Annotated in this window: 25 protein-coding genes; 1 reads left to right on the top strand and 24 read right to left on the bottom strand. The window is 58.3% G+C overall.

Translation table 11 applies throughout. The features are described from left to right. Positions 1 to 2: 2 nt before the first annotated feature. The 3 genes from cydB to HUS57_RS15670 all read right to left on the bottom strand — a co-directional run bounded on the left by cydB (position 3) and on the right by HUS57_RS15670 (position 4,846). Positions 3 to 1,007, bottom strand: a complete 1,005-nt coding sequence (cydB, locus tag HUS57_RS15680; protein ID WP_173934821.1) for a cytochrome d ubiquinol oxidase subunit II — start codon at positions 1,005 to 1,007, stop codon at positions 3 to 5. Positions 1,008 to 1,012: 5 nt separating this feature from the next. Next, complete coding sequence (locus HUS57_RS15675) at positions 1,013 to 2,449, bottom strand: cytochrome ubiquinol oxidase subunit I (protein WP_173934820.1); 1,437 nt, start codon at positions 2,447 to 2,449, stop codon at positions 1,013 to 1,015. A 264-nt stretch (positions 2,450 to 2,713) separates the two neighbouring features. Further along, complete coding sequence (locus HUS57_RS15670) at positions 2,714 to 4,846, bottom strand: hypothetical protein (protein ID WP_173934819.1); 2,133 nt, start codon at positions 4,844 to 4,846, stop codon at positions 2,714 to 2,716. Positions 4,847 to 5,484: 638 nt separating this feature from the next. Here HUS57_RS15670 and HUS57_RS15665 point away from each other — a divergent pair. Next, positions 5,485 to 5,817, top strand: a complete 333-nt coding sequence (locus HUS57_RS15665) for a hypothetical protein (RefSeq protein ID WP_173934818.1) — start codon at positions 5,485 to 5,487, stop codon at positions 5,815 to 5,817. Between the two features lie 157 nt (positions 5,818 to 5,974). Here the strand turns inward: HUS57_RS15665 and HUS57_RS15660 are convergent, their stop codons facing one another. The 21 genes from HUS57_RS15660 to fliF form a co-directional block, all read right to left on the bottom strand. After that, the gene (locus HUS57_RS15660; protein ID WP_173934817.1) at positions 5,975 to 7,183 is read right to left on the bottom strand and encodes an MFS transporter; all 1,209 of its coding nucleotides are present in this window, start codon (positions 7,181 to 7,183) and stop codon (positions 5,975 to 5,977) included. Between the two features lie 419 nt (positions 7,184 to 7,602). After that, positions 7,603 to 8,088 carry a hypothetical protein gene (locus tag HUS57_RS15655; RefSeq protein ID WP_173934816.1) on the bottom strand — a complete coding sequence of 162 codons (486 nt, stop codon included), beginning with the start codon at positions 8,086 to 8,088 and terminating at the stop codon, positions 7,603 to 7,605. 6 nt (positions 8,089 to 8,094) lie between these two features. Then, positions 8,095 to 8,493, bottom strand: a complete 399-nt coding sequence (locus HUS57_RS15650; RefSeq protein WP_246727897.1) for a hypothetical protein — start codon at positions 8,491 to 8,493, stop codon at positions 8,095 to 8,097. Between the two features lie 22 nt (positions 8,494 to 8,515). Next, positions 8,516 to 9,049: a rod-binding protein gene (locus tag HUS57_RS15645; protein ID WP_173934815.1), complete on the bottom strand. Its 534-nt coding sequence runs from the start codon at positions 9,047 to 9,049 to the stop codon at positions 8,516 to 8,518. A 78-nt stretch (positions 9,050 to 9,127) separates the two neighbouring features. Continuing rightward, the gene (locus HUS57_RS15640; protein ID WP_173934814.1) at positions 9,128 to 9,517 is read right to left on the bottom strand and encodes a hypothetical protein; all 390 of its coding nucleotides are present in this window, start codon (positions 9,515 to 9,517) and stop codon (positions 9,128 to 9,130) included. Positions 9,518 to 9,521: 4 nt separating this feature from the next. Further along, entirely contained in the window at positions 9,522 to 10,268 is a 747-nt protein-coding gene (gene fliR / locus HUS57_RS15635) for a flagellar biosynthetic protein FliR (RefSeq protein WP_173934813.1), read from the bottom strand. Positions 10,269 to 10,274: 6 nt separating this feature from the next. Continuing rightward, positions 10,275 to 12,362 carry a flagellar biosynthesis protein FlhA gene (gene flhA, locus HUS57_RS15630; RefSeq protein ID WP_173934812.1) on the bottom strand — a complete coding sequence of 696 codons (2,088 nt, stop codon included), beginning with the start codon at positions 12,360 to 12,362 and terminating at the stop codon, positions 10,275 to 10,277. 63 nt (positions 12,363 to 12,425) lie between these two features. Further along, positions 12,426 to 12,692, bottom strand: a complete 267-nt coding sequence (fliQ, locus tag HUS57_RS15625; RefSeq protein WP_173934811.1) for a flagellar biosynthesis protein FliQ — start codon at positions 12,690 to 12,692, stop codon at positions 12,426 to 12,428. A gap of 1 nt (position 12,693) precedes the next feature. After that, a complete protein-coding gene (gene flgD, locus HUS57_RS15620; protein ID WP_173934810.1) occupies positions 12,694 to 13,083 on the bottom strand; it encodes a flagellar hook assembly protein FlgD in 390 nt (129 codons plus the stop codon). Position 13,084: 1 nt separating this feature from the next. Further along, on the bottom strand, positions 13,085 to 13,528 hold the full coding sequence (flbT, locus tag HUS57_RS15615) for a flagellar biosynthesis repressor FlbT (protein WP_173934809.1): 444 nt from the start codon (positions 13,526 to 13,528) through the stop codon (positions 13,085 to 13,087). Then, positions 13,525 to 13,872, bottom strand: a complete 348-nt coding sequence (gene flaF / locus HUS57_RS15610) for a flagellar biosynthesis regulator FlaF (RefSeq protein WP_173934808.1) — start codon at positions 13,870 to 13,872, stop codon at positions 13,525 to 13,527. Before flaF ends, flbT begins: the two co-directional genes overlap by 4 nt. A gap of 19 nt (positions 13,873 to 13,891) precedes the next feature. Further along, entirely contained in the window at positions 13,892 to 14,941 is a 1,050-nt protein-coding gene (locus HUS57_RS15605; protein WP_173934807.1) for a flagellar hook-associated family protein, read from the bottom strand. Position 14,942: 1 nt separating this feature from the next. Continuing rightward, complete coding sequence (gene flgK, locus HUS57_RS15600; RefSeq protein WP_173934806.1) at positions 14,943 to 16,400, bottom strand: flagellar hook-associated protein FlgK; 1,458 nt, start codon at positions 16,398 to 16,400, stop codon at positions 14,943 to 14,945. Positions 16,401 to 16,448: 48 nt separating this feature from the next. After that, a complete protein-coding gene (locus HUS57_RS15595; protein ID WP_173934805.1) occupies positions 16,449 to 17,729 on the bottom strand; it encodes a flagellar hook protein FlgE in 1,281 nt (426 codons plus the stop codon). 64 nt (positions 17,730 to 17,793) lie between these two features. Continuing rightward, positions 17,794 to 18,474, bottom strand: a complete 681-nt coding sequence (locus tag HUS57_RS15590) for a response regulator transcription factor (protein ID WP_173934804.1) — start codon at positions 18,472 to 18,474, stop codon at positions 17,794 to 17,796. A gap of 120 nt (positions 18,475 to 18,594) precedes the next feature. Then, complete coding sequence (locus HUS57_RS15585) at positions 18,595 to 19,146, bottom strand: transglycosylase SLT domain-containing protein (protein WP_173935224.1); 552 nt, start codon at positions 19,144 to 19,146, stop codon at positions 18,595 to 18,597. Further along, a complete protein-coding gene (locus HUS57_RS15580; protein WP_173934803.1) occupies positions 19,118 to 20,359 on the bottom strand; it encodes a flagellar hook-length control protein FliK in 1,242 nt (413 codons plus the stop codon). The genes HUS57_RS15585 and HUS57_RS15580 overlap by 29 nt, the downstream gene beginning before the upstream one ends. Beyond that, the gene (locus HUS57_RS15575; RefSeq protein WP_246727896.1) at positions 20,356 to 21,501 is read right to left on the bottom strand and encodes a chemotaxis protein; all 1,146 of its coding nucleotides are present in this window, start codon (positions 21,499 to 21,501) and stop codon (positions 20,356 to 20,358) included. The genes HUS57_RS15580 and HUS57_RS15575 overlap by 4 nt, the downstream gene beginning before the upstream one ends. A 26-nt stretch (positions 21,502 to 21,527) precedes the next feature. Next, positions 21,528 to 22,811 carry a MotB family protein gene (locus HUS57_RS15570; protein WP_173934801.1) on the bottom strand — a complete coding sequence of 428 codons (1,284 nt, stop codon included), beginning with the start codon at positions 22,809 to 22,811 and terminating at the stop codon, positions 21,528 to 21,530. Then, on the bottom strand, positions 22,808 to 23,428 hold the full coding sequence (locus HUS57_RS15565) for a hypothetical protein (protein ID WP_173934800.1): 621 nt from the start codon (positions 23,426 to 23,428) through the stop codon (positions 22,808 to 22,810). Before HUS57_RS15565 ends, HUS57_RS15570 begins: the two co-directional genes overlap by 4 nt. Next, complete coding sequence (gene fliF / locus HUS57_RS15560; RefSeq protein WP_173934799.1) at positions 23,428 to 25,065, bottom strand: flagellar basal-body MS-ring/collar protein FliF; 1,638 nt, start codon at positions 25,063 to 25,065, stop codon at positions 23,428 to 23,430. The genes HUS57_RS15565 and fliF overlap by 1 nt, the downstream gene beginning before the upstream one ends. Positions 25,066 to 25,141 lie beyond the last annotated feature (76 nt).

The raw sequence follows: 25,141 nt of genomic DNA, 5'->3' as shown, positions 1-25,141 counted from the left end.
CATCAATGATACCCTTCTCCCGGGGCGATCTTGCCGCGGAACATCCAATAGACGAAGGCGGTATAGCCCAGTACCAGCGGCAGCAGGAAAACCGCTCCGATAAGAAGGAATACCTGCGAAGCAGGGGCAGCGGCAGTGTCCCAGAAGGTGAGATGCGGCGGCACCAGATAAGGCACGTTGGAGACCACAAGGCCGGCATAGCCGAGCAGGAATAGAACGATGGTCCCGACGAATGGAAGGGCCTCCCTGCCACGCTCGATCCCGCGCCAGACGCCATAGGCAACGAGTACAGCCAGAAGCGGGATCGGCCACAGGAAGAAGATATTGGGAGTTGAGAACCAGCGCTCGGCAACCCGCTCGATGGCAAGCGGGGTCCAGATGCTGATGATCCCCATAGCGACCATGACTGCCAGAAGCAGTTTCGGGGCCAAGCTTCGTCCGAGCTCCTGAACAGGACCGGTGGTCCGCATGATCAGCCACGTGGCGCCAAGAAGCGCATATCCGGCAACCACCGCAAGCCCGACGAAAACCGAGAAGGGTGTCAGCCAGTCGAATGCTCCGCCGGCATATTGCCGGTCAGCTACCTCGATCCCCTGAAGCAACCCGCCGAGTATTGCGCCCTGGAGGAAGGAAGCAACAATCGACCCTCCCGCAAAGGCGATGTCCCACTTACGATGTTGCGGCTTTGCAACCCAGCGGAACTCGAATGAGACCCCTCGCAGCACGAGCGCAAGCAGCATGCCTATGACAGGCAGGTAAAGGGCAGGCATTATCACCGCATAGGCAAGCGGAAAGGCGACCCAAAGCCCGGCACCGCCAAGCACCAGCCAAGTCTCGTTGCCATCCCAGAAGGGTGCGACGGAACTCATCATCAGGTCGCGCTCCTCCTCCACGTGAGTGAAGGGATAAAGGATTGCGATTCCCAGATCGAAGCCGTCGAGGATGACATACATTGCTACGGCTGTTCCGATCAATCCTGCCCATATGACGGGAAGATACCACTCCATAGCGATCACCTTTTCAATTCGGTGAGAGGGCGGCCAGGGCCATCACCAGGTTCCCGACCCGTGGCTTCGCGCGTCGCCTCCTCCGCCGCTGAAAGTGGTCGGTTCGGAAGGCCGGCAGGCGCTTTGGTGGCTTCTCCCATCAGGCCGCGGTTGATCAGCCGGTTGATGTAGTAGATGCCCATGGTAAAGACGACGCCATAAATGAAAACGAACAGCGCAAGAGTGCTGGCCACGCTGGCGCCCGGCACAGGTGAAATACCGTCAACCGTGCGCATGAGGCCATGGACCAGCCAAGGCTGCCTGCCTTGTTCAGTGACGAACCAGCCCGCCAATATGGCGATGAAGCCGAGCGGCCACATATGCGAAGTTGAACGCAGAAAGGCCCGGTCGCTGAATAGGCGGCCCCGCCACCACAGATAGAGCCCCCACAATCCGACGACGATGAGGAGGAGTCCGATGCCTACCATGATGCGGAAGGTGAAGAACACATTAGCAACCGGGGGCCACTCATCCTCTGCGAAATCAGTGAGGCCAAGATAGGTGCCGTGAAGGTCATGGGTAAGGATCAGGGCGCCGAGATATGGGATGGCGATCTCGAAGTGATTGGTCCGCTGCTCCTCGTCAGGAATGCCGAATATGACCAAATGGCCGGGATCAGCTTCGCTCCAGTGTCCCTCCATCGCAGCGACCTTGACTGGCTGATGTTCCAGCGTGTTGAGGCCGTGCAGATCGCCGATTAAGAGTTGAAGGGGCGCGGTAACGGCGATCATGCCCACCGCCATCCTGAGCATGGTGCGGCTTTCCTCCTCGTGTCTGCTGGCGAGCAGGTAGCGGGCGCCTACAGCCAGCACAACGACAGCCGTTGTCAGATACGCCGCGTTCAACATGTGTGCCAGGCGGTAGATGAAGCTGGGATTGAAGACGATTTGCAACCAGTCCACCGGATAAGCAATGCCCTCGCGGATCTCGTGACCGGCCGGCGTCTGCATCCAGCTATTGGCGGCCAGAATCCAGAAAGCGCTGATTGCCGTGCCAATCGCCACGAGCACCGCCGATGTTGTGATGAGCCAGGGCGGGAAGCGGTTCCAGCCGAACAGGAGAATTCCGAGGAAGGTGGCTTCCAGATAGAAAGCCGTCAGCACTTCATAGCCGATGAGCGGCCCGATGACATTTCCGCTGAACTCGGAAAAGCGGCTCCAGTTCGTCCCGAACTGGTAGCTGAGCACGATCCCGGACACGACGCCCATGGCGAAGGAGACGGCAAAAATCTTGGTCCAGAAACGCGCCAGCCGGTGATACTTTTCTTCCCTTGTGCGCATCCACATCAGGAGAAGGACAGCGATGTAGGCCGACAGGCCGATCGTGAAGGCGGGAAATATGATGTGAAAGGATACGGTGAAGGCGAACTGGATGCGTGCAAGAAGTACCGGATCGAATTCCATGTCCCTCTCCTATGGCTCTATCATCCTGAGGGGATAGTGCCATAATTTCGGTGATTAGCCGGCTTGTCCAGATCTAGCTGGGATATGTCGTTCTGAAAAGCATATTGTGCCTGCACATCCGTCTCGCTCCCGACCGGAGGAGAAAACCGATTCCTCCCCTTTTTCGCATCTGCTGCACTTGCACAACCCTGATCTGCGAGCGGCACAAAGTCGAATGCAGAACCCGCCGGCCGGCGCTGCATTCGCGAGTGATGCGCTATCTGCTTAAGTGAGTTGCGTAACCCAATCCGCCGGAATGCTTCCGCCGACATAGAAGACCTCGCGCTCACCCTCGTCTATCGCATAGCGGATCGCCGAAGCGAGTGTGCCCGATGTGATCTTCTTTTCCTCCACCAATCGCGGGCCATCATACTTGAGGATATTTTCTATGGTGCGGAAATTTTTGAGATCCTTGCCGGTATCGATCGCAAGGAGCACCCCTCCCTGTTTATGTTCGATGAAGCGGAAAGCGACGTTCTTGTCCATTGTGAGTGAGAAGGCCTCACCGGCACTTCCTCCCGCCCGGGACGAATGCTTGATGATAGCGGCCAGATAATCATCTTGCTTGTCCGGCCCAACGGCACCCCATGAGCTGAAAAGGTTTGTGCCTCTTTGCCCCCTGAAAAGAACAGAAGGTATTTTAGTGTCCGCTCTTGATTCAATAATCCCCCTGAGTTCTTGTGGGCTGGTCTTTCCTCCCCACCAGTTTTTCGCCAAGGCGCGATATATCTTATCCATAATTTGCGAGGGTTTATACTTGGCAGCCAGCAGTCGGTCGGATTTTTGCAAAGCAAAAGACAAAGCCTGTCTCGCAACCGGTGTAGCTCCTGTTGCTGCGGCCGCTGCGAGGTTTCCTGAAGTTGCGGTAGGAACCGTAAAGCGGGTAAGCTGACGACCGGCATTGATGAGATAGGCGCTCGTCTTGGAGCCATCTAAAGAGGCCCGAATCGCGGCCGTTGCTCGTGTACCCGCCGCCGCGCCCCCTGCAGCCAGAACTATTCCCCGACCGGAACGGAGCAGGACGCCGGCTCCAACGGAAAGTCCGATTGCCATGCCCAGATTCACAATTTGCCATGGTACTTCTTCAAGCTTGAACTCGAAGCCAGGATCCGACTGTGCTCTCCGGACCATCTCAAAAAAGGGCAGCTTATCAAAAAATGCTTCCACGGCGGATGGATCATAATAATCGCGCTTCCAGAACTCGATAGCGGCGAGGACATTCTTCCGCACCTTGCTTTCCATGATCTGCTTTATGGAAGCGCGATTATCACCAGCATGAACATACTTCATCTTGAAGTATGATTTGCTTAGACCAATACTGCCCTTTAATAACGATCCTCCACCTCTTCCCGATCCGTAGTTTCTGCGAGCTTCAACGCGAAATGCATTGAGAATACTCGATTTTTTTATTCTCCCTTCCTTGTCCAGGCTGTGCTTGGGAAGAAACTGGAAATCGCCAGAAGGAGCAATAAAACCCAGCCTGTCATCGGGAAGCTGGAAAATGAAGGCGGGCATTTGCAGCCCCTCCGTCAGGTGAAACTTGGTCATACCAGCGATCGGCGCACCGCGAGGCGACCAGCTTTTGTAAACGGAAATATCATCGATGACCCAGGCGCCTGTTGGGCGATATTCCATAGTGAATCGCCCAAGGCCCGTTCTTATTGCGAAATCCAGCGCCTTTGCGGTGCAGTAGCGATCAAGGTGAGTCTTCACATAGTCGAAGAATTGGCCATAATATAGATCAATGACCTTCCGTTCCACACTGGCTCTGCCGCGTTCCTCGATACTCGGCGCGACCTCTTTCATGATCTCTGACCTCCTCTTGAAGTGAGGAGGCGGCGGTAGATCCAGCGCAAGGCTCCATCCCTCCCTGAAGGCTTTCAGGATGCTATCCACCGGCACCCTGAGCTCCTCTGCGCCATTCTCCCTCGCCCACAATCGAGCTTCCTCGTGCAGCAGAACCTTCGAAGTGTTACCGGCAACATAGTCATCAGGATTGGTTGCAGCCCTGAGATGCATCTCGTTTGCAATTTCCAGAAACTGCTCGTCTTCCTTCTCCGCCGCCTCTGGTCCGAGAATTCCGCGAGCCGCCATTACGCGGGCGGCGATCAATGAACGCCGGTCCAGTTGCAGATCGCCCTTCAGCATTGGCTCGCCGGTGAAGAGTTCCGCCTCGGAATGAAAATGTGTGTCTCGCCCGGTCCGGCGCAACGGTTCGGCAGTCATTACGGTGTCGGGCTTCGACAGGGACAGGCCCGTGTTTTCGGTTCCGCCAGCGGGCACCGCAGCGAGGGAGGCTGTTGAGAACATCTGGCTGAGGCTGAAGGGCGCCACCGCGGTACCCTGCGACTGCATCATGGCCGAAGACCTTTCGCCTGCCTGAAAGCTTTGCTGCGGATGAGCGTTTTGCTCAGCGGCATCCCCACTCCGCCGGCCCAAACGTCGCTGAGGGGACGCGGCGATGGACTGACGCGCCTCGGCAACGTGTGCCCCGGCAATCAAGCTTGCCAGGATGAGCCCGGTCAGTGGCATTGCGGGCGATTGCGGCGCCGATAATCTTTCACGGACAGGCCGGGGGTTCTGCTCCACCCATCTTGCATGGCAGCCCGCACGGGATCGCGAAACCTCCAGCCGCTCGTCAAGCTTTACGAGGGAGTTGCTGCCCGTTCGGCCGCTTCCATACTGACCAACCTTATTTCCCATAATCCGCCCTGCCTGCCAAAATCATAAGATCGTTTACCATAGCAAGAGATATTCGATGCTCGGTTTTTCCTATGGCCCCTTTTGCGAAAACTATTTAGCTCTCCCTGCACTGACGCCGCCAGCAAGAGGGCAGAAAGCGGGCGGCCACGCCAAAATGGCAATAATGTTTACAAATACTTTCCAGACAATTCCGCCTTTTCGATATTCGTTTACAAGATGTTTAATCATCCGGCTTGACTCTTGTTTAAGCGCCCTCCCGTAGAAATGCGGTTCAAATTTTACAGGGGGCGAAAATGAGAAAAGACAAATCGGACTGGAGTATTACGCAAAAAGCCGGAAGATGCGCGTTCTACGCCTTGACCTTGTGTGCCGGCGCCGCACTGATCCAGGGTTGTGCAGCAATGCCCGATACGACGATCACGACGGCCGCGCTGAATGTCGAGGCGGGCTATGCAAACACTCAGCCTGCGGGCAAGGCTGCAGCGGTTGCGGCGAAGGCGGTGAAGGTAGCGAAGGTGGCGAAGGCATCGAACGTTTCCGCCACAGCCTATCTCGGAAAGGCCCCCTACATCTGCACGCCCAGCGGATTCGGCAGGACGTCAAGCTGCTTCCTGAGGGCAAGCTAGGTAGATTTTCGTTCTCTTGGAGTTCCTCTCGGAAAACGAGCATCCACATTTCTAGAAATTACATTAGATCGGTTCGTCTACTGTTCAGGATAGACCATCGCATCCGTCGCTCGGCGGCCTCCGAGCGGCGGCATGTCTGCGCCGTCGGCCGCCCGTCTCAGCGGCCTTCCTCGATTCTCGGCAGGAACCACGCAAGCACGCCCGCTAGGGGTAGGAAGGAACAGATCTGATACACTGTTTCCACGCCAAAGCTGTCAGCCATGCCGCCCAGAATGGCTGCGGCGATCCCGCCGAGACCGAAGTTTAGCCCATAGAACAGCCCGCCGATTAGGCCGATACGATTAGGCAGAAGCTCGATCGCGTAAATCAGGATGGAGGCGAAAGCGCTGGCCATGATCAGGTTGATCAGCACTGTCAGCACGCCCGTCCAGAACAAATCCGCATAAGGAAGGATCAAGGTCAGCGGCAATGGCCCCAGCACGGAAATCCAGATTACGCGGTAGCGCCCGATTCGGTCACCCACGATCCCACCTACCAGCACGCCAATGGCGGCGGCCAGCAGAAAGATAAAGAGCATCATCTGTGAAGCGGGGATCGACAGGCCAAACCGCTCCATCAGAAAGAACGTGTAGAACGACCGGAAACTCTCCCCGTAGGCGTTCTTGGAAAACAGCAGCAGCATCAGAACAACAAGGCCGATACCGACCGTTCTGGCCGAATGCTGGACATGGGTGGGGCTGTCCTTCTTGCCGGTGGACCGCGCTGCCATGAACTCGGCACTAATCTGACGTTGCTTGCTGCCGATCCACGTCAGCAACATCATGGCCGCCAGCGCGGCAATGGCGAACCAAGCAAGACTCGGCTGGCCCCACGGCACGACAATCAATGCGGCAAGGACCGGGCCAAGCGCGCCACCCGCCTGCCCTCCTACCTGGAAGATTCCTTGAGCCAGCCCCTGCTTGCGGCCAGCCGCATAGCGCGCCATGCGAGTTGCCTCGGGGTGAAAAATCGACGAGCCGATGCCGATGAGCGCAACGGAAATGAGGATCATTGTGTAGTTTTGGGCAACAGAAAGGCTGACCAATCCGGACAGGGTGAACATCATTCCTACGACCGGGGAATAGGGCGCTGGGTGCCGGTCCGTCACCATGCCGATCACTGGCTGGAGCAGCGATCCGGCGATCTGAAACGTCATGGTGATCATCCCGATCTGCACAAAACCCAATGCGTAGGTCTCCTTGAGGATCGGATATGCAGCCGGGATAAGCGACTGCATCAGGTCATTGAGAAGATGTGTCAGTCCAAGGATGACGAGCAGTGCCAAGTGGGTTTTGGCGCGGCCGGCGGACAAAATAGCAGACGTCATAACGACCCATTTGTAATTGGCGGAGAGCCTGGCGGAAGTGCCGCACCCTGGTAGCAGACAAACTGTCTTGCGTCTGGATCAGCAATCATTCGCGCCTGTCTTTTGCAAGCACCAATAGCACAGATTTGAGATTGCGGGGCTAATGGCCTTTCATCAGCGCCAAGATGGAATGCAGAACGTCCAGTGCCAGAAGCCGAAGACATGGAACATTGTCGCACCGATCGGCAGGTAATCCCCTTAGCAACGAACCTTGCATGCGGCGCCATGGACCTGCGATATGAAGTTCACGAGAATGCACTGCACTTGGCGATAGAAGGCCGGACAGTTCCTACTCTCCGTTCAAAGCCGGCCAGACATGCGAAGCGAAGAATTCACGCCTGCTCTCTTCGCCGCTGGCAGGCGTATCGTGATACGCCGTCTTACTCCTGCCTGTTCAGCCGCCGGCGGATGGCGTTGTCGCGGATATCTGCTTTGGAAAGATAGTCGATCTGCTCTACGAGCACCTCGTGGACCAGCTTCTCCCCGAGACGTTCGTTGATGCTGTCCCGTATGCCATTGCGGAGCGCATCCAGATCTATTCTTTCCAGCTCCGAGAAATCGATCTGCGGATTGCCGTATAGGTAGGAATGCAAATGGTCGAGAAGCAGGATGTCCGCCGGAACTGAAAGCGCGTTCAGCTTCGCAGGCTCCGCAGTGTATACGAGACGGGTGAGAAAATAGCCGTCCACATTTCCCTGTCTCATCACAGGAACGGACATCACATTGGCGCGCACATAATCAAGCCCGCCGAAAAAGGGAGGCGGAGCCTCCACATTGCTCCGTGCCTGCGATAGCTGAAAAGAATAGAAGACAGCCGCCAGCGTGACGGCTGAAACCCAGAAAGCGGCAAGCACGAATCGCAACATGGATGCCTATTTCACTCCGAATTCGCGCACCGAATAGGTTCCGTCCGTCTGTGCTCCCTGAAGCTCGTTCTGCAACATTGCGGCAACTTCGCTTACTGCGCTCAGATGTGCCCGGATGACCGCTTCATTGGCGTCCAGCTTTTCCCGCAGGCGTAGCATCGCATCGCGGTGGTCATCGGCCAGATCGCCATCCGCGATATTCTTGAACGCCCTGCTAAGCTCGTGGAGATGGCGGCTCTTGCGCACGTTGGACGCCTTAATGTCGAAGCGCGGGTCCGAACGAAGCCCGGCAGTTTCCGCTTCGATGCTTTCTTCAATCCGCATCAGAAGATTGAGAAGGCCCGCGCTGCGCACGTCTGTTGCATCAGGTTGCGGCGCTTGGGCGTTGGCAATCAGATTATTCATGAGGTGTTCCGCGTATGGTTTGCTACTTCGTTTTTTCAGAAGGCTGCCCACCGTCTTTCAGGGGTCCGGTGGCCAGTCGCTCGATTTCCTCCACGAGCGCTCTGGAAAGTGCAGCCTGGGTCGCCGCCTCTTGTGCCTCCGGCCCTGAAGAATGGCCGGCGACAGGAATCTTCTTGCCATCGATGAGATAGTGGTCACCGAGGATCCGTTCGGCAATGCCGATGCCGCCTCGCTTGGCGAGTGCAGTGCCAAGCTCCTGGGCAAGCAGGCTCCTCCACATCTGCCCCGATAGACCTTCTCCAAAAACCGCATCTCCCTCCTCAGGCAGCATGGACTGCAGGAAATTCTGCAGCACCATTGCCTCGAACTGCACGGAGGGCTCAGGCCTGTCGGCACGGACGGGATCAGCCTGGCGGAGTCCTGCGGCTGGCTGCGGCGCCGCGAAACCGGTCGCTCTTGCGAATGACTGCAGGCGGGCGCGCGCTTGCGCAACCTTTTCAGGGTCTGCAGCACGGGCCACATCAAGAAGGATATCGCCAGGAAGTGATATTGCCACGGTCTGTCAGCCTCTTTTCACGCGCCGAATATGGCAGGGGAAGCTTGTGGCAGACTTGCCCTCGGCAAGGTGAAGCAGCTATTCTGAGCTTTCATATTTCAGCCTCTGCTCGACAAGTTCGAGAAGCGCCTTCTCCTCGGCGCTGCGCTCGTGCTTTCTCATAACGTCACGATAGTTCCGTTCCACGACATTGGCGCGCGCGTTCGCCGCCGCGACCTTGCGTGCCTCTTGGGCCGCCTTTTCCTCGTAGTCCGTTTGCCGGATCAGCGCCTGCGCGATCCTGCGGTGATAAAGATCGGGGAAAAGTGACGCCAGGCTATCAGTGGCCTGTAGCCGCGCAGCCATCTCGACCGCCTCATTCTGCGCGGACGCCGCTTCCTTGAGGAAGGCCGCGTGGCGCGCCTTGTGCAATTCCTCCACATGCCGCTGGAGGGTGAGGAGCTTTGCCAGTCTCTGCCGCCGTTCCATTCGTTCATCTTTCGATGGTGGTGGGAAAGAAGCCATCGGCGAAGAGGGCAAGAAAGGTGCTAATGCCGAAATACAGCAGCAGGAGTCCCCCGGCGATGACGAAAGGCAAGGAGATGAAATAGATCGGAATCTGCGGCGTAAGCTTGTTGATGAAGCCGAAGGCCAGATTGATCAGGATCGCATAGGCAACGAAGGGGCTACCGAGCCGGATCATGACAAAGAACGCCTCGGAAAGCGTGTCGGCAATGTCGACGAGGGCAGATTGCGGATTGAACAGGGTTTCAATGGGAGCAAGCCGATATGAACTCACCAGAGCTTCGATGATGGCGTGGTGAAAATTGAGAACGAAAAGCAACATCAGCGCCGAGAACGAGATGATCGCCGAGACGGCAGGTTGCGGCTCGTTTTCCTCGATCGTGATGCCACCTCCAGCCATGCCAAAGCCGATCATGGTGGCAATGGCGGAGCCGATGAACTGTACGGCGAGCACGTAAAGACGCGCCACAAGGCCGATGAGCGAGCCGATCAGAAGTTCCGAGCCGATAAGAAGCAGGAGAGTCGCCGCCTCCCTTGAGGCATAGGGCGCGATCACGTCCCAAAGATGGGAGAACAATGCGAGGGAGGCGCCCACGGCCACAAAGAGCCTCACCTGCATGGGCACGCGCGCACTGCCGAAGCCGGGCATGAGCATGAAGCATGCCCCAACCCGGCAGAAGGTAAGGAACGCGGCAAGAACAGCGGTCTCCAGCATATGTGATCAGGAAATGCTTCCCAGGACCGAAATCTCGACGCCTCTGGCGATCTCCACATGGCTGAGCACCGGCAAGGTCGGGAACATCCGCTCTATGATCATGCGCACATAGGTCCGTGCTTCGGGCGCGGTCACCAGCACGAAACGCTCGCCAGCATCAATGTAGGCGCGAATTGTCTTGGCTGCTTCCTGGCCAAACTCTTCAAGCTGGCGCGGATCGATGTCGAACTCGCGGACCTCTCCTTTCGCATCGCGTTTTACGGCCTGGTGGAAGGCAAGATCCCAGCGATTGCCGAGCCTGAGCACCTTGAGCACGCCACTGTCGCTCAGATCGCCGCAAAGCTGTTGCGCCATGCGGATGCGTACATGCTCAACGATCTGCTCTGTACGTCGGATATGCGGGGCGATCTCGGCAATGGCCTCGATGATAAGATGCAGGTTGCGGATCGAGACGCGCTCGGCAAGAAGCAGCTTCAGCACCGCCTGCAGCCCCGGATAGGTGATGTGCGATGAGCAGATTTCGTCGCAAAGCTTACGGTACTCCGGATCGAGTCGTTCAATCAGGGCCTTCATATCCTTGTAGGACAGAAGCTGCGGAAGGTTGTTGCGGATGACCTCGGAAAGATGTGTGAGCAGAACCGACATATTGTCGGCATAGGGAAGCTGCTCGTTCTTCAGATCGTCGGCAAACATTTCGGGCACCGAATAGGCCCGCATGCCGAAGGCCGGCTCCTTCACCTCCTCGCCGGGAAGATCCGGGGCGGACTTGCTGCCGAGCAGAACCATCAGTTCGCCTACGCGCAACTGATACTCCGCAATCACCGTGCCGTGAATCTTGATCTGATAGCTCTTGGGCGGAATGGAAAAATCGTCCGCCAGGCGCACTTCCGGCACGACGAAGCCGTATTGCGTTGCGAACTTCTTACGCATCTTGTTCATGCGGAAGGCAAGTTCCTGATGCGAGGCGATGAGGCGGGTGGAAAGCTGCTTGCCGACGAGAAGCTCGACCTCGGCAGTTCTAAGCGAAGCTTTGACCGAGTTCTGCTCTTCTTCCGTTGCAGCAAGCTCCTGCTGCCGCTTGACTTCTTCCGCCTCGGCGGCGCGCTGCTTCTCTTGCTTTGGCAGCACATAGGCAAGTCCCGCCATCGCCCCGCCAAGAACGAAGAAAGGCAGGGCTGGCAGGCCCGGCATGACTGCAAGTAGGCCGAGCAACGTGGCTGCCATGAACAGTGCCCGCGGATAGGCTCCAAGTTGGCCGAAGACCGCCTGATCCGCGGAACCACGCGTGCCGCCCTTGGAGACAAGCAAAGCCGCCGCAAGCGAGACGATCAGGGCCGGGATCTGGGTGACAAGGCCATCGCCCACCGACAGTTTGGTGAAAACGTCTGACGCTGCTGCCAGGTCCATGCCGTGACGCGCATAGCCGATGGCAATTCCGCCAACGATATTGATGGCGGTGATGATGAGGCCGGCTATTGCATCGCCGCGCACGAACTTGGACGCGCCGTCCATGGCGCCGAAAAAGGAGCTTTCCTCTTCCAGTTCCCGGCGACGGCTTTGCGCCTCCTTTTCGTCGATGATACCGGCTGAAAGGTCGGCGTCGATCGACATCTGCTTGCCGGGAATGGCATCGAGCGTGAAACGTGCGCCCACCTCGGCAATCCGGGTCGAGCCTTTTGTGATGACGATAAAATTCACCACGATCAGGATGAGGAACACGATCAGCCCGATGACGAAATCGCCGCTCATTACCAGCTTGGAAAAACCGCCGATCACATAGCCGGCCGAGTTCGTCCCCTGATGCCCCTCCGAAAGGATCAGCCGCGTCGTCGCAATGTTCAGCGAAAGACGTAACATGGTGGAGATGATCAGGATCGTCGGAAAGGACGAAAAGTCGAGCGGCCTCTGGATCCAGAGCGCCACCATCAGGATCAGAACGGAAAAGGCGATCGAGAAGGCCAACCCAATATCGATCAGGAAGGGCGGAACGGGCAGAAAAAGCACCGACAGGATGATGACGATGCCAACGGCAAAGCCGATATCGCGCCCATGCTTCCCGGCAGGCTTCCCGGTAATGCTTTCGCTTAGTGCCATTCACGCCTCCATTGGAAAGGGAGACTAGTTGGCGAAGCTTGTGTGAAAGCGGACTCCGGCTATTTAGAACCCGTTCTCGATCCGCTGGAAGAGCACTGTCGTCAGGGAGGATATCTGCGCGCCGATGAAGGGCCCGGATATCGCGACGACCAGTAGGATAGCGACGATCTTCGGTACGAAGGTCAGGGTGATTTCCTGCACTTGCGTCAGAGCCTGAACGAGGGCGATGCCGACTCCCACAACCATGGCGGCGATCACTGCGGGACCGGATGCCAAAAGCACCGTCCAGATCGCAAACTGGACGATATCGAGCGCATCCGCCTCGTTCATATCAGCGGATTGTCATGCCCGGGCCGACAATCACCTCCTGCCCGCTTTCAAGTGTGGCGACGACACCATCGCTGTAGAGCTTCACTTCCTTGACGATGCCTGTGATCGTCCCGTCGGCGGAAGTGATTTCCCTTCCTACCACGCCGGCTGCCTGCGAAAGCGAGGAAGCCGCAAGAAGCTGCCCTAGTTTCCCGTTCATCTGCACCGACTGCTCGACCTGAGAGAAGGTGGCAAGCTGAGCCACGTAGTCCGTCGAGTCCATGGGGCTTGTCGGGTCCTGGTTTTTCATCTGGGCGACAAGCAGTCTAAGAAAGGATTGATAATCGACTGTCTGTGGCGAGCCTGCCATCTGCTGGCTTTGCGTGGCAGCGGTCACTGATGAAACATTCATTCTATTCTCCCACAGCCTTGGCAAAGACTTGCTCTTCTTGCAGGCTGTCTTTGTTGAATATCTGTTCCTCGATCGGGTAGAGCGCGCGGATCGCCTTCAACGCCTCGTAAACTTTGCCTTGGCCGACCAGCGTGTCGATGTGCTTGAGCTCTGCCCGTATGCGCTCGTTCCGGAACGTGGAGAGAAGATTTGCAAGCGTATCTCGGAAGAGTTGGCGCGTCTTTTCCATCCCCTCACCCGCCTGCCCCATGAGCATCACCTGGACGATGAAATAGAGCTGGCGCAACGGCGTGCGCGCATCCTCAGGCTGAAGTACGTGCTGCTGCAGGAGGAACTGCACATCGTTCAGGAACTCAAGCGAAATCTTGCGGTCGACCCTAATGACCGCGCCGTTTACATAGATCTTCTCACCGGCTTTGAGCGATATTTTCAGCGTGTTTTTCATCGCAGGCCGTCGCGTATGATCTCTGAGATTTCAATCAGCCCGTCGAAATTGTCAGATCGGCCCTGCCGCACGTCCTCGCCCTCGCGCAGGAGCCAAAGCCCGATCGAGATTAGGTTTGCCCGCAGTTCTTTTGGCAGCGCGTTGTCGGGATGTCCGAGATCCTCGATAAGGGAGGTCCAGATCCGGTTCATGAAGAGGATCGCCTCGATGGACTCCCGCGACTGCGCTCCTGCTTTGCGAGCGGTCTTCAGCAGGTCGATCGATTTCGCGAGCAACTGGCGTTCACGGTCCTTTGCATCGGCCACCGAGTCGGACTGAACCTCATCATAGGAAAAATGGTACATGAGCATTCGCTCCGTGTGGTCAGGGCAGGTAGCGCAGCAGGCTGAGCTGCTGAATGCGCGCTGTAAGTGCGTATGAGGTCTCTATTTGCGTCAGAAGTTCATTCACGCGTGTTGAAGCTTCGTAGGGATCGACGCCCTCAAGGTCATAGATGAACGTCTGGAATAGATCGATTTGCGAGGAGATGCGATCGCTCGCATCCTTGACGCGGGTTTCGACAAGGCCAACTTCTGCCTGCATCGAGGCAATGGCTGAAACGGCTTCACCGGCTAGACCGACGGTCCGCTGGTAAAGCGCCTTGCGTGCTTCCTCATTGAGGGGAAGATCGAGAAATTCCGTAAGTACCGTCGCCGCCATTGCGAACTTGCGGATGCCCGGGCCGTTCGCGGTAATCGATGTTTCAGCTACCTCATTTGCAGAAATGCGGCTGCTGATCTTCTGGTCGGATGCGTTGGACCAGGTAACGTACCAATCAGCACCCATGAAACTGGGGGCAATCACCGCGTCAAGAAACTCCTCCACTTGTGTATTGGTGATTGCGCTGGCTGCCGGATCGTCCTGATCGAAGTGGAAATATCCCTCGAAAAGCGTATCGAAGTGATCTTTGGCCGGCGAGCCGGCATCGGTGTAACTATTAAGCGGCCTCACATCCGTATTGATGCCGGCAAACAGATATTCACCGTTCAGGTTGCTGTTGAGCACGCTGGTCATGGATTCCAGTGCCCGATTGGCAGCGCTCCGCACGATGGACGTGTCGTTTACCCCGGACAAAGCAGCCGTGAGCGTGGATAGCAACTCCTGGCTGACATCGCCGAGTTGGGTGAGACTGTTCTGCGTGGCCGCGAGCCGGTTCTGGGCGACGCTGTTGGCATCGATCTGCACCGTCAGCCTGTCGATCTCGCGAGCCATGGAGAAGCCGGTGCCCGCTCGCGCACCCAGCGAAACTCCCGGATCGGCTAGTCTGCCGGTCGCCAGCTCTTTCTGATGCTGCACAAGCTGCGCCTGCATTCGCATCATCTGGTAGCGCAACGTCTGGGAGATTGCGTTAGTGGATATGAAGGAAACCTTCATTTTAGCGAGTGGCCTCCAGGAGCGTGGCGAGCATTTCATCGATGACCGCAAGGAGACGGGCGGAAGCTTCGTAGGACTGCTCCAGTTCCAGAAGTAGAGCCATTTCCTCGTCTAGATTCACGCCCGTTTCGTTGGAAAGTGCCGTCGCCGTGTGATTCGCCAGAGCCTCCTTGGCCTCTGCCCCAGACGCGGCATCCTTCCGCAAGGCTTCCAGCCAACTTATCGCGTCGCCGGAAAAAGACAGCAGACTGCGCGCGCCGCCGGGCGACACATCCGGATCGAAAGCTTCCGGCTCGTCGAACTCAGCGAGGAGCGAATTAAGAAGGGTGGCATAGGACGCGCCCTCGCTGTTGTGGACGTAGCTGGCACCATTGGCCCCCCCGTCGCGCAGCAGCTCGGGATTGCCGCCGACGCTTGAATCCATTGCAGCGTTTATGCGGATTGAACCGGCAAGACCATCCACAAGCTTGTCTGGAGGCGGTAAATCCGGCCCCTCCTGCCAGGTAAACAGGCCGGTTGCATCTGCCAGCGTGCCCAACGGGTCCTTCTCCCTGAACGTAATGATCAGGCGGCTTGCTATTTCGTCGAGCTGCTGCTGCATACGCACCGCAACATGGTCCCGAAGCTGAAGATGCGCCGCAAGGCTGCCAGAAGCTGTTGTATTGCCGCCGCTACCTGCCGCCAGTGGCACTCCATCGACATAGATCGCATTGCCAGTGGCTTCGGCGGTATATAAATCATTTGCGCTGAACGATACTGGCCGGACAACTGTTTCAAAAAGCGTGACCCCGCCGGCCGTCGTAAGCACCATATCATTGTTGGCGCGCGCTATGGTGGAGACGGGCAGATACAAGGATATCTGCTTTATCAGTGCATCGCGCCGGTCTAGTGCGTCGGACACGTCGCGGCCGCTTACCGTTCCCGCCACGATCTCCTTGTTGGCGACCTCAAACTCGGCGAGGAAACGGTTCAATTCACTTACCGCGCGGGCGATCTCCTTATCGGTGTCGGCCCGCAAGGCCTGGATTGCCGCCGTTCCGTTATTGAGGGAGCGGACGACCTGGCGCGCTGCTTCGACGGCGTTTTCGGCAAGGTTCCGGTTGGAGGGCGCCGCAGCATAGGTTTGCAGCGCTATATGCAGGTTGCCGATCGCGGAAGCAGGCGAGAACGCGTTATCAACCCCATTGACCTGCACCTGAAGCGTGTTCAAACCTTGGGAAAGCGCCGACTGTCCCTGCCAAGCGGAGATCGCAGCAAGATTCTGCCGGAACAAGGCATCGCTCGTAGCGCGACGGATACTGGTAATATTCACACCCGGCACCATGCTGGAGAGAACAGCGGTGCGACGGGCGTAATCCGGATTTGAAACTTCGGAGATGTTGCGAGACAGGATGCTTGTCTGGTGCGACCGGTTAAACAGCGCTGACTGCGCAATGTTAAGGGCTTGTGTTAGCGACATCTCTTCTCTTTCTGGGCCGACATACGCCAGCTTCCTCGTAAGCTTCTGCTATCTCTTCAGGTTGACCAGCAGCTCCATCAGGTCCGAGCCTGTCTGGAACACCTTGGAGTTGGCAGTGTAGGTGCGCTGGGATTCGATCATGCTTGTAAGCTCCTCTGCGATATCCACATTGGAGTTCTCGAGTGCACCGGATGCTATCTTGCCAAGGCCGTCAGCTCCCGCGAAGCCGACGCGAACAGTGCCGGAACCAGTGCTTTCGGCGAAAACATTCCCGGAAAGAACCTGTAGTTGGTCGGGGCTCTGAACAGTGGCGAGCGGAATGCGGTAGAGCGGCTTGCGTGAGCCATCCCCATACTGGGCATAGACGATGCCGTCGGAGCTGACGTCGATACCCTCGATCGAGTTCGGCGGCGCTCCATCCACCTTCGCATCGGCCACCTTGAACCCGGCATCAAGCTGCGTGAGCCTGGAAAGGTCGAGTTCCAGCATATCGCCGCCGGGCACTGGAACTGAAATCCCGGTGGTGGCTCCCTCAATCTTTCCCGTGGTGGAGTTGAAGGCAAGCGTATCGCTTACAAGAGGGCCAGACGTATAAGGAAAAGACGTATCAGGCGCTCCGTGGGCGCGGTCGAACACGGCCACCTCCCACGTATCGTCGCCCGTCTTCGTGAAATAGACGTCGAGAAGAACCTGCTCTCCCTTGCTGCCATAGGCAACGAGCGATGTCTTGGCGGAATATTGCGAGTTCGCAACATTGTCGCCGGCGCTGGGAATTCCGGCTCCTGCAGGCGGAGCCGTGTTATCGACAATCGACGCAACAAGCGGCAGGTTTGCTGAGATCATCCCATTGCGTGATGGCGTTGCAACAAGCTCCGGCTGGGTGATGGTGACCGCCGTAAGGTCGGCGTAACCATTAGCCGTCGCTGAAGGCACGCCATTTTCATAGCTATAGCCCATAAGCTGAAAACCAGCGGCATTGATGAGCCGCCCCTCGCCATCGAGAACGAAAGAGCCCGCCCGCGTCAGGTAAGGTTGACCGCCTGTGCCCTCCACTACGAAAAAGCCGTCTCCATCGACCGCCAGGTCAGTGATGGAGGTCGTATATTGCAGCACGCCCTGCGTAGAGATGGAGTGGCGCACCGTCGTCGTCACGCCACCCGAATTGTATGAACCCTGCGTGCTAGGAACCAGCAGGGTTGAGAATTCGGTGCTGGCCCGCTTGTAGCCGTTGGTGCTGGAATTGGCGATGTTCTCCGCGACCGTCGATAGGCGGTTTGCTTGGGCGTTCATCCCGGACACACCGGTTCTCATCATCCCATACAGGCTCATCGGGCTCTCCTATTGCTCGCGTAGCGGCAGCCTAAAAGACGCAGCTTGCGTGAAGCTGTTCCTTTCATCGCCCTGATGTCACGAGCCGGTAACCAAGATACCGCTTGGAGTCGATCGGATCGAAACCGAGCTTCTGCCGCAGCTTCTTGCGCAGCTTGCTTATGTGGCTTTCCACAACGTTCTCCTCGACATCCTCATCGAAGATCCCGTAGATGGCGTTGAATATCTGCGTCTTGGTCACCCGCCGCGAAGCGTTGTTGGCGAGATATTCCAGGATTCGGCGCTCGCGGCGCGGCAATGGCACAGCCTCGCCATCGATTTCCGGATCGCGGCCGTTGTTGAAGATGCGCAGACGGCCAATCTGCAGATAATCGTCCTGCTGTTGCTGCGCCCGCCGGTTGATGGCGCTGATACGCGCCAGGATTTCCAGCACATGCACCGGCTTCCTTACCACATCATCGACGCCGGCCTCGAAGAGCCGCAATGTGTCTTCCAGGGAATGCTGTTCTGCCAGCGCTATCACCGGCGCATGCGTGCGATCCCGAATCCGCTTGGCCGGCGCTTCAGATGACCTGCACTGGCCGAGGAGGAAAGCTCGAACCGAGCTCAAATCCTCGTCGGCTACGGATTCAACCCAGTCATTGAATTCATTCGGCCGGAAGCCGGCGGTTGCGACACCTTCCCGATTGAAAAGTGAGGTATAACCTTCTGTGACGAGCTCGCGCTCGTCCACCACCACTATCATTGACCCGCCCCCGAATCAGTTACCTACCCAAGTGGTACATGGTGGACGGAATCACAGACAACCATCTTTTTTAATAATTTCTTAAGAAAGTTTCGTTGATGCAGAAACGACTCATGATTTCTACTTTGGATTGCAGTATCGATACGCATCCGGCGTCCATGAACCGAAACCTGTCGCCACCATATTCACAATGACGCGGCACAGGTAACGCTTCTGCGCCGGGTTATTGTTCGGCCCTGCATGATAGCGCGCGACAGCCATTGACCATGTTCCATGCCGCCGCTTCAACTCCACAAGAAAGCGCGCGGCATAGTCGACGTTTTGCTGAGGGTCGAGCATGTCCCACAGAGTGCGGAAACGGTCGGCATGATAATAATGGTTTATCTGCATGCAGCCGAGGTCGATCAGCTTCGCCCCTCTCTTCCGTGCCCGCATGAATTCCTCCACAGCTTCCCTCCGATTACCGGCGAAAACGGCTTTGCCCTCAATATTGAGTGCATAAGGCTGAAGGCTGCCCTTTACGCCGGTTTCCGTAAGTCCGACGGCGTAGAGTATGCCGGCAGGAACACCGTGTTTTTGCGATGCCCGGAGGATCTCTCCCTCGCAAGGATTGGCCGCGACGACGGCGCTCGACAGAAGCAGGTTAGATATAAATACCGTCGCCCGAAGCATCATCCTGCCGCCCCTCGATCGCTTCGCGGCTCGGCGCGAAAGGATTGTCGCCTGCGCCGCTATCGGGACGGCCGGAATTCTGATCCTGCCCCGGGCCAGTGCCCGCCTGGAAGGACGACTCGCGACCACTCCCCGTAGAGCCTGGCGTGGCAGATGGGCTATTTGTCATCTGCTGAATAGATATGCGATCGACATCATAACCAAGTGAACGGAGAGCCTGAACCATGCTGTCGCGGTCCGCCTGGAGCTTTAGTCTGGCTTCTGTGCTCTCAACTTGTAATTCTACTGTAAGTTGCTCCCCAGACATCTTCAGATTCGCCATAACCGTGCCAAGTTCGGACGGATGCAACTGAATTTTGAGAGTAAGAAGCGGTTGGGGGTTACGCGTATTCTGGGCGACTGCGGTTGCAGCTTCCGCAAACGCGACTCTATAGGTTGTATCCGACTCCAGTGCAGCCAGCACTGTGCCCGAAACGGAGCTGCTGAGTGTGGGGAGAAATGCCGGTGCAGGAATGCTCTGGACGCTGAGGACGCGCGTTGCTGGCGGGAGAAGATCAGGCTCTTTCGGGGAGATTGGCGTAGCTTGTTTGCCTGGCTCCCGAAATGCGGAGGCAAGGTCCGGTTCGATGCCGCGCGCAGCGATGCCCTGCTTCTTGTCCACCGCATTCGCGCGCTCCAACAAGGGCAGACTGTCCCTCTGGATCTCGATGCGCCCGGCAGCCGGCAGCCGTTCATTCCTGCGCGCTCCTTCCACGTGCGCTTCGCGCGGTGACAGATCGACCCGCTCGTCCAAGCGCTCCGCGTTTGCCATCAGCAAAGCCGATCCCGGAACGTCATTCTCCATTTGTGATGGTCCGGAGAAAGGGCCCGTCCATGCCTCGCCCGGAAACTCCATATCTTTCGCAAGAACGGCGGAAACCGCCATCTGGAATGCCTCCAGGCGCTCATTTTCGACCTTTTTTCCCGAACCACCGTCATTCTTGGCGATGGTACGATTCCAGGCAACGGCGCTCTCCAGGATGCGGTCCGTGACAGGCCAGCCGTCCGTTAGCGGCGCCTTCACCATGTGTTTGCCACCACCATTCGGTCCGCTCTGCTGCGGCTCCTCCTGCAGAGCGTCCGCAAAAGCACTTCCTTGCCCGATAGATCTTCGTTCAGGCTTGTCGTGGCTAACGGCCAAGGGGCCGATGCTTGCTTTAATGGCTTCCGTCACCGACGCTTCTCCGCAAGGAGCATGTCTATCTCCTTTAATTTCTGATGCGATTTGGCCATGAAACGCTCGATCGCTGTTTGGCCTTCGGCTGCTGCGCCCCGAAAGAGTTCTGAGGCCGCAGGCATGCTGCCGTCCTGCAACCCCTCAACCGGCGAAGCCAGAATGTCCCCGGCGATCTTCCTTGCTGCCCGGAGAAGCTTTCGGTCACTTTCCGAAAGCCTCTCATCATCGATCTTTTCGAGTGTCCCTAAGACCGCGTCCACATTCGCGGAAGCGACCAGTGCGAGGTTTGCGTAGAGCGTGGCGCGCGGGTCTTCCTGCTCTTCAGCCGCATATTTCTCCGCATTCTCGGAGGCGAAGGCCAGCAGCCGGTGATATCCCTCGATAGCGCTTTGACGTGCGATGCGAAGATAGATGACCTGCGCCTGATCCGGACGCATGTTCGACGCCACCTCTTCGACCATGCTCAAATCCACCTGACCTTCGAAGGCAATGATGCCCGACACGAAGGCCTCTGCGAACTGGTTGGCATAGGGGGAGCGCAGAAAGCGGTTCACATACTGGATCGATGCTCGCGCGAAGCGCTCTTCATCCTTCATCTCGGCGCTGACGGCGACCGAGCGTCGCAGAGCGGCCTCCTCGATCAGCGTGCCGGGGCTGAGCAGCCGTGCCTGATCGAAAAGCCTGAGAGCTTCGGCTGGGTCCTGCTGCGTGAAAAGCGAACCGAGGACAAGCGCAAGCGGAGCCGCCAGCCGGGGTTCCATCGTATCAAGGTCCACGCTTGCCAGTAGTTCGCGCGCGGCGGCAAGATCCCCACGGGCATAGTGGGTGAGGCCCTCGTTCAGCCTCCGGTCGGCTTCGCCAGGCTGGAGGCGAGAGAACACTGCCTCCAGCGTTTCTGGATTCCCGCCGCTGGCCCCATAGATCAGCAGGGCGTCAAGGTTCCGGCGGTCCTCGAATTTTTCCGGAGCCATGTCGCGCAGCCGTCGATCGACAATGGCAAGCAGCCTGCTTTGCATCGGCAGCGCCGCGTGATCGCCATCTGCTATGCGATCCTGCATGAGCTGCAGGGAGCGTATCATTTGGTATGGCTCAAGCCCGGCGGCCGCAGCAGGTGTGAGCAATCCAGCGATTGCTGCCAAGGAAAGAACCCTCCTGGCTGCGCGCCTCATTGCCGAGCCTCCAGCAGGATCTCGATGCGGCGGTTGGCATCCGACAGGGGCGAGTCAGGCATTTTCAGACGGCGGTCGGCAAAGCCCGCCACCTCGTCAATCCGGCTCTCATCGAGACCGCCGCGTATGAGCATGTATTGGGCCGCATGAGCCCGAGCGGTAGAAAGACGCCAGTTGTCGTAATCTCCGCTTCGGAATGGCCGCGCGTCGGTATGGCCGTGGATGCGGATGGTGCCCGGCTGGTCGGCGAGTACCTCTCCGATCTTCTCCATGGCAAGCACCAGGGCGCGCTCGGGCACTGCCGAGCCGACCGGGAACATTCCATTGCGGACATCGTCGGTCACAGAGATCAGAATTCCGTCATCGCCCGCCGCTACCGTTACGGCGCCGGCAAGCCCCTGCCCCATCAAAGCTTGGCTGAGGCGCTCGCGAAGATCGTTGGCCGCCTCTTCAACGGCCGCCATGCTACCGTGCTCCGCGGGTTCGTCAGCCGCCTCCTGGCTTTGTGACAGCAGCGGCGCCACCTGCGGCACCGGAACAAGGCGGGCTGCATCTCCTGTCGCTGATCGCCCCGTTGCTGCTACCTGACTGATTTCTGCCAGCTCGATTGCCGCCAGTTCGTCAGAGTCGCTTTCGGCGGCGGTTGCGCCAACGGGCTGTTCGCGCGCTTGTCCGGGATCACCATCCATGGCGATATCCGGAGTAGTCACCTGCTGCGTCCAGAAGTCGGGGGCGAACGGATCGCGATACGACTCCCCGCCGGAAGCCCCAGAAGAGGGACCTGCAATCTGCACGCCTCCGTCACCCTTATGGGAGATGTTCTGGTCCCGCCCGACATCCGCAGCGATCTCCGACAGGACCGCATACGGGTTCGAGAAGAAGTTCTGGTCGGAATATTTGCGGGTACCGGCAGGACCGGCCGGCTGAATGTCGTCGTCGACTAACGTCTTGCCGTTCGCCGGCGCCTGTGATGCCGGGTCGTGATACTCATCCCGCTCGGTGATTTCCTGCGGCGTCTGGTCCAGCTCTTCGACACCCTTGGGGCTGGTGCTCCTGTCGATCAGCTTGACCGGATTGAAGTAGCTGGAAAGGGCGACCCGCGCCTCTTCGTTGGCCGCATTGATAAGCCACAAGACAAGAAAGAAGCACATCATCGCCGTCATGAAATCAGCGAAGGCTATCTTCCAGACTCCACCTTGATGCCCTTCATCGTCATCCATGCTTCCCCGACGCACGATGATGATCTCGTGCCGACGATCATCCCTGCCGGCATCGGTCACGGCAGCACCTCGGCCAACTCCTCGGACCAGTCGGCCAGGCGGGTTTTCAAGAGGCTTTCACCGATCTCGGCAGTAAGGTCGAAATCAACCGCATCAATAAAATCGATTTGCCGCCATTGCTCGCCGAGCCGTTCCTTGAGTGCCTGGCGAAGATTTTCCGGGCCACGCACGCGAACGCGCAGAGTATCGCGATCATTCATCGCTTCGCCGACAAGCCGCGCAAGCTCCTCGATGGAGCGTCTGCGGACATCCTGGGTAAGGGTTACCGCAAGCACCTGGGCGGCAAGAGCGCTGGTAATTGAGGCAACCTCACGCTTCATCGCATCAAAGCGCGCGGCGATGGCTTCAGCGGCCAGATCGGAGAGACGCTCAATTGTTGCTTGCATTTCCGCCGCATGTCTTTCGCGCTCGGCAGAAAGAGCCTCCGCATGTTTGCAGGCAAGTTTCTGCGAAAGGGCCGCTTCTGCCGCTGCAATCTCTTGCGCGATGCGCTGCTGGGTGACCTCTTCCGGTAAGGGCTCCCGCTGCGCGAGGGTGACATCGCTGCCCGCACGCGCCTGATGCGCGCCATTTCCCGTTCCAAAATCAGGCAACATGTCCGCAAGTGTTGACCGCATCACCCCATGGCCTCTACTTCGGTCCGCGCCCATTTACGCAGTATGTGGGCGGTGCGCTCCTCGTTGAGGTCAACCATCCGTTGCAGACGTGCCCGCGGTTCAGGCCGTATGCGCAATGGCTCGCTTTCCTCAGCTCCGGAAAGACCGCCATCGGCGTCCCTACCAGCAAGCGAAAGCTGGGTTTCCCCTGCCGTACCCTGGGCAATAGCCGGAAGTGTTTCTTCTGTACGCGCTTCGCCGCTCGCCCCGCCAGTCAGCGCTGCCGTCAGCGGCTTCAAGCCGAACCAGGTGACAAGAAACGCCACGAGCACGAAGGCAAGTGCGTTGATTGTCGTCCCGAGATGCCGGCTGATCGCATCGAGCACACCGGGTTCGGCAATTTCGACCCCATCCAGCCCATCGATGAATTCGACTGCCGCGACATTGAGCACGTCTCCGCGCTCCTCGTTGAAACCGGCTGCTGAGGCGACAACAGTCTGGATTTCCGCGATGCGAGCCTGCAGCACGTCGGGTGTGATGTTATCACCAAGAACTGCTGCCAGGCGCGCCTCATTCACGACGATAGCGATGGAAAGCCGCGTCACCTGATAACCATTGCTGGCAGTCGCAATGCGCTTGGTGTTGAGCTCGTAATTCGTCGTTTCCTCGCGCCGCTCGCTTTCTTCGGATGAACGCGGCGTTTCAGCGGCGGGCGTTTCTTCTTGCGGCAGGTTCTGCAGCACCGTCGTCGGCGTGGCTGCCGATTCCCGGGTCGCGCTGTCGGCCATGCGCACGATCTGCACCGAACGCTCCACCCGGGATTCGGGATCGTAGATCACCTCCTCCACTTGCCGCGTATCGGTGTTCACTTCCGCCTTAACGCTGGCGCGGAAATTATCCGGCCCGAGATAGGGGGCCAACGCCCGGCGTATGTTGTCTTCAATCTGGGCTTCGACGGTGCGCTCGATGCCGATCGAGCGCTGGAGCGTGCTGCTGGCGGGGTCATCGCCGGCCGCAAGCAGCGTGCCGGACGAATCGAGTACCGTGACCTCCTCCGCATTAAGGCCGGGCACCGCGGCGGCGACCAGATAGCGGATGCTGGCAGCTTTCGCGGTTGCATCGATGCCGGTAGTACGGATGACCACCGAAGCGGACGGCTCCTGCTGCTCGCGGCGGAAATTGCCGCGCTCCGGCATGACGATGTGCACCCGTGCTGCCTTGATTCCGGCTATGGAGCGAATGGTGCGGGCAATTTCGCCTTCCAGCGCGCGCACGCGGGTCACCTCCTGCATGAAGGAGGTGAGTCCCAGGGAGCCGACATTGTCGAACAGTTCATAACCGGCATTGGCGCTCGAAGGCAGGCCCTTTTCGGCAAGAAGCATGCGAGCCTCGGCGGTCTTGCCGGTTGGCACAAGCACGGCGGTGCCATCGGAAACCACGTCGAAGGCAATGCCCGCCTCGCCCAGAACGAGGCCGATCTGGTTCACGTCGGAGCGTTCGAGGCCGACATATAGCGTTTCGTAGGCCGGGCGGTTGAGATAAATCGCGCCTCCCGCCACCAGAGCCATGGTCAGCGCAAGGACGCCCGCCATCATCGCGAGCCGACGCGGCCCGAGGCTTTTCAGGTTCTCAATGACGGTTTGAAGCTGCTCAGGCAAAGCGTTCGCTCCCAGGCGGAATTCTCCAGTCAGCCTAGGCGGCGAAGCTTGTGCGAAGCCTTCGAACGTTTACGGG

The organism is Chelativorans sp. Marseille-P2723, from assembly GCF_902809845.1.
Classification (GTDB): Bacteria; Pseudomonadota; Alphaproteobacteria; order Rhizobiales; family Rhizobiaceae; genus Chelativorans.
The sequence above is the reverse complement of the archived record's forward strand: the minus strand, read 5'-3'. Positions and strand labels throughout refer to the sequence as shown.

Bases quoted from the DNA above. Each gene is read 5' to 3' on its own strand.
- HUS57_RS15605 (WP_173934807.1), bottom strand. From the start codon at position 14,941: ATGAAGGTTTCCTTCATATCCACTAACGCAATCTCCCAGACGTTGCGC.
- HUS57_RS15660 (WP_173934817.1), bottom strand. From the start codon at position 7,183: ATGACGTCTGCTATTTTGTCCGCCGGCCGCGCCAAAACCCACTTGGCA.
- flgD (WP_173934810.1), bottom strand. From the start codon at position 13,083: ATGAATGTTTCATCAGTGACCGCTGCCACGCAAAGCCAGCAGATGGCA.
- flaF (WP_173934808.1), bottom strand. From the start codon at position 13,872: ATGTACCATTTTTCCTATGATGAGGTTCAGTCCGACTCGGTGGCCGAT.
- flhA (WP_173934812.1), bottom strand. From the start codon at position 12,362: ATGGCACTAAGCGAAAGCATTACCGGGAAGCCTGCCGGGAAGCATGGG.
- HUS57_RS15585 (WP_173935224.1), bottom strand. From the start codon at position 19,146: ATGCTTCGGGCGACGGTATTTATATCTAACCTGCTTCTGTCGAGCGCC.
- HUS57_RS15650 (WP_246727897.1), bottom strand. From the start codon at position 8,493: ATGAATAATCTGATTGCCAACGCCCAAGCGCCGCAACCTGATGCAACA.
- HUS57_RS15595 (WP_173934805.1), bottom strand. From the start codon at position 17,729: ATGAGCCTGTATGGGATGATGAGAACCGGTGTGTCCGGGATGAACGCC.
- HUS57_RS15640 (WP_173934814.1), bottom strand. From the start codon at position 9,517: ATGGAACGGCGGCAGAGACTGGCAAAGCTCCTCACCCTCCAGCGGCAT.
- cydB (WP_173934821.1), bottom strand. From the start codon at position 1,007: ATGGAGTGGTATCTTCCCGTCATATGGGCAGGATTGATCGGAACAGCC.
- HUS57_RS15590 (WP_173934804.1), bottom strand. From the start codon at position 18,474: ATGATAGTGGTGGTGGACGAGCGCGAGCTCGTCACAGAAGGTTATACC.
- fliR (WP_173934813.1), bottom strand. From the start codon at position 10,268: ATGCTGGAGACCGCTGTTCTTGCCGCGTTCCTTACCTTCTGCCGGGTT.
- HUS57_RS15655 (WP_173934816.1), bottom strand. From the start codon at position 8,088: ATGTTGCGATTCGTGCTTGCCGCTTTCTGGGTTTCAGCCGTCACGCTG.
- HUS57_RS15675 (WP_173934820.1), bottom strand. From the start codon at position 2,449: ATGGAATTCGATCCGGTACTTCTTGCACGCATCCAGTTCGCCTTCACC.
- HUS57_RS15670 (WP_173934819.1), bottom strand. From the start codon at position 4,846: ATGATGCAGTCGCAGGGTACCGCGGTGGCGCCCTTCAGCCTCAGCCAG.
- flgK (WP_173934806.1), bottom strand. From the start codon at position 16,400: ATGTCGCTAACACAAGCCCTTAACATTGCGCAGTCAGCGCTGTTTAAC.
- fliQ (WP_173934811.1), bottom strand. From the start codon at position 12,692: ATGAACGAGGCGGATGCGCTCGATATCGTCCAGTTTGCGATCTGGACG.
- HUS57_RS15565 (WP_173934800.1), bottom strand. From the start codon at position 23,428: ATGCGGTCAACACTTGCGGACATGTTGCCTGATTTTGGAACGGGAAAT.
- flbT (WP_173934809.1), bottom strand. From the start codon at position 13,528: ATGAAAAACACGCTGAAAATATCGCTCAAAGCCGGTGAGAAGATCTAT.
- HUS57_RS15665 (WP_173934818.1), top strand. From the start codon at position 5,485: ATGAGAAAAGACAAATCGGACTGGAGTATTACGCAAAAAGCCGGAAGA.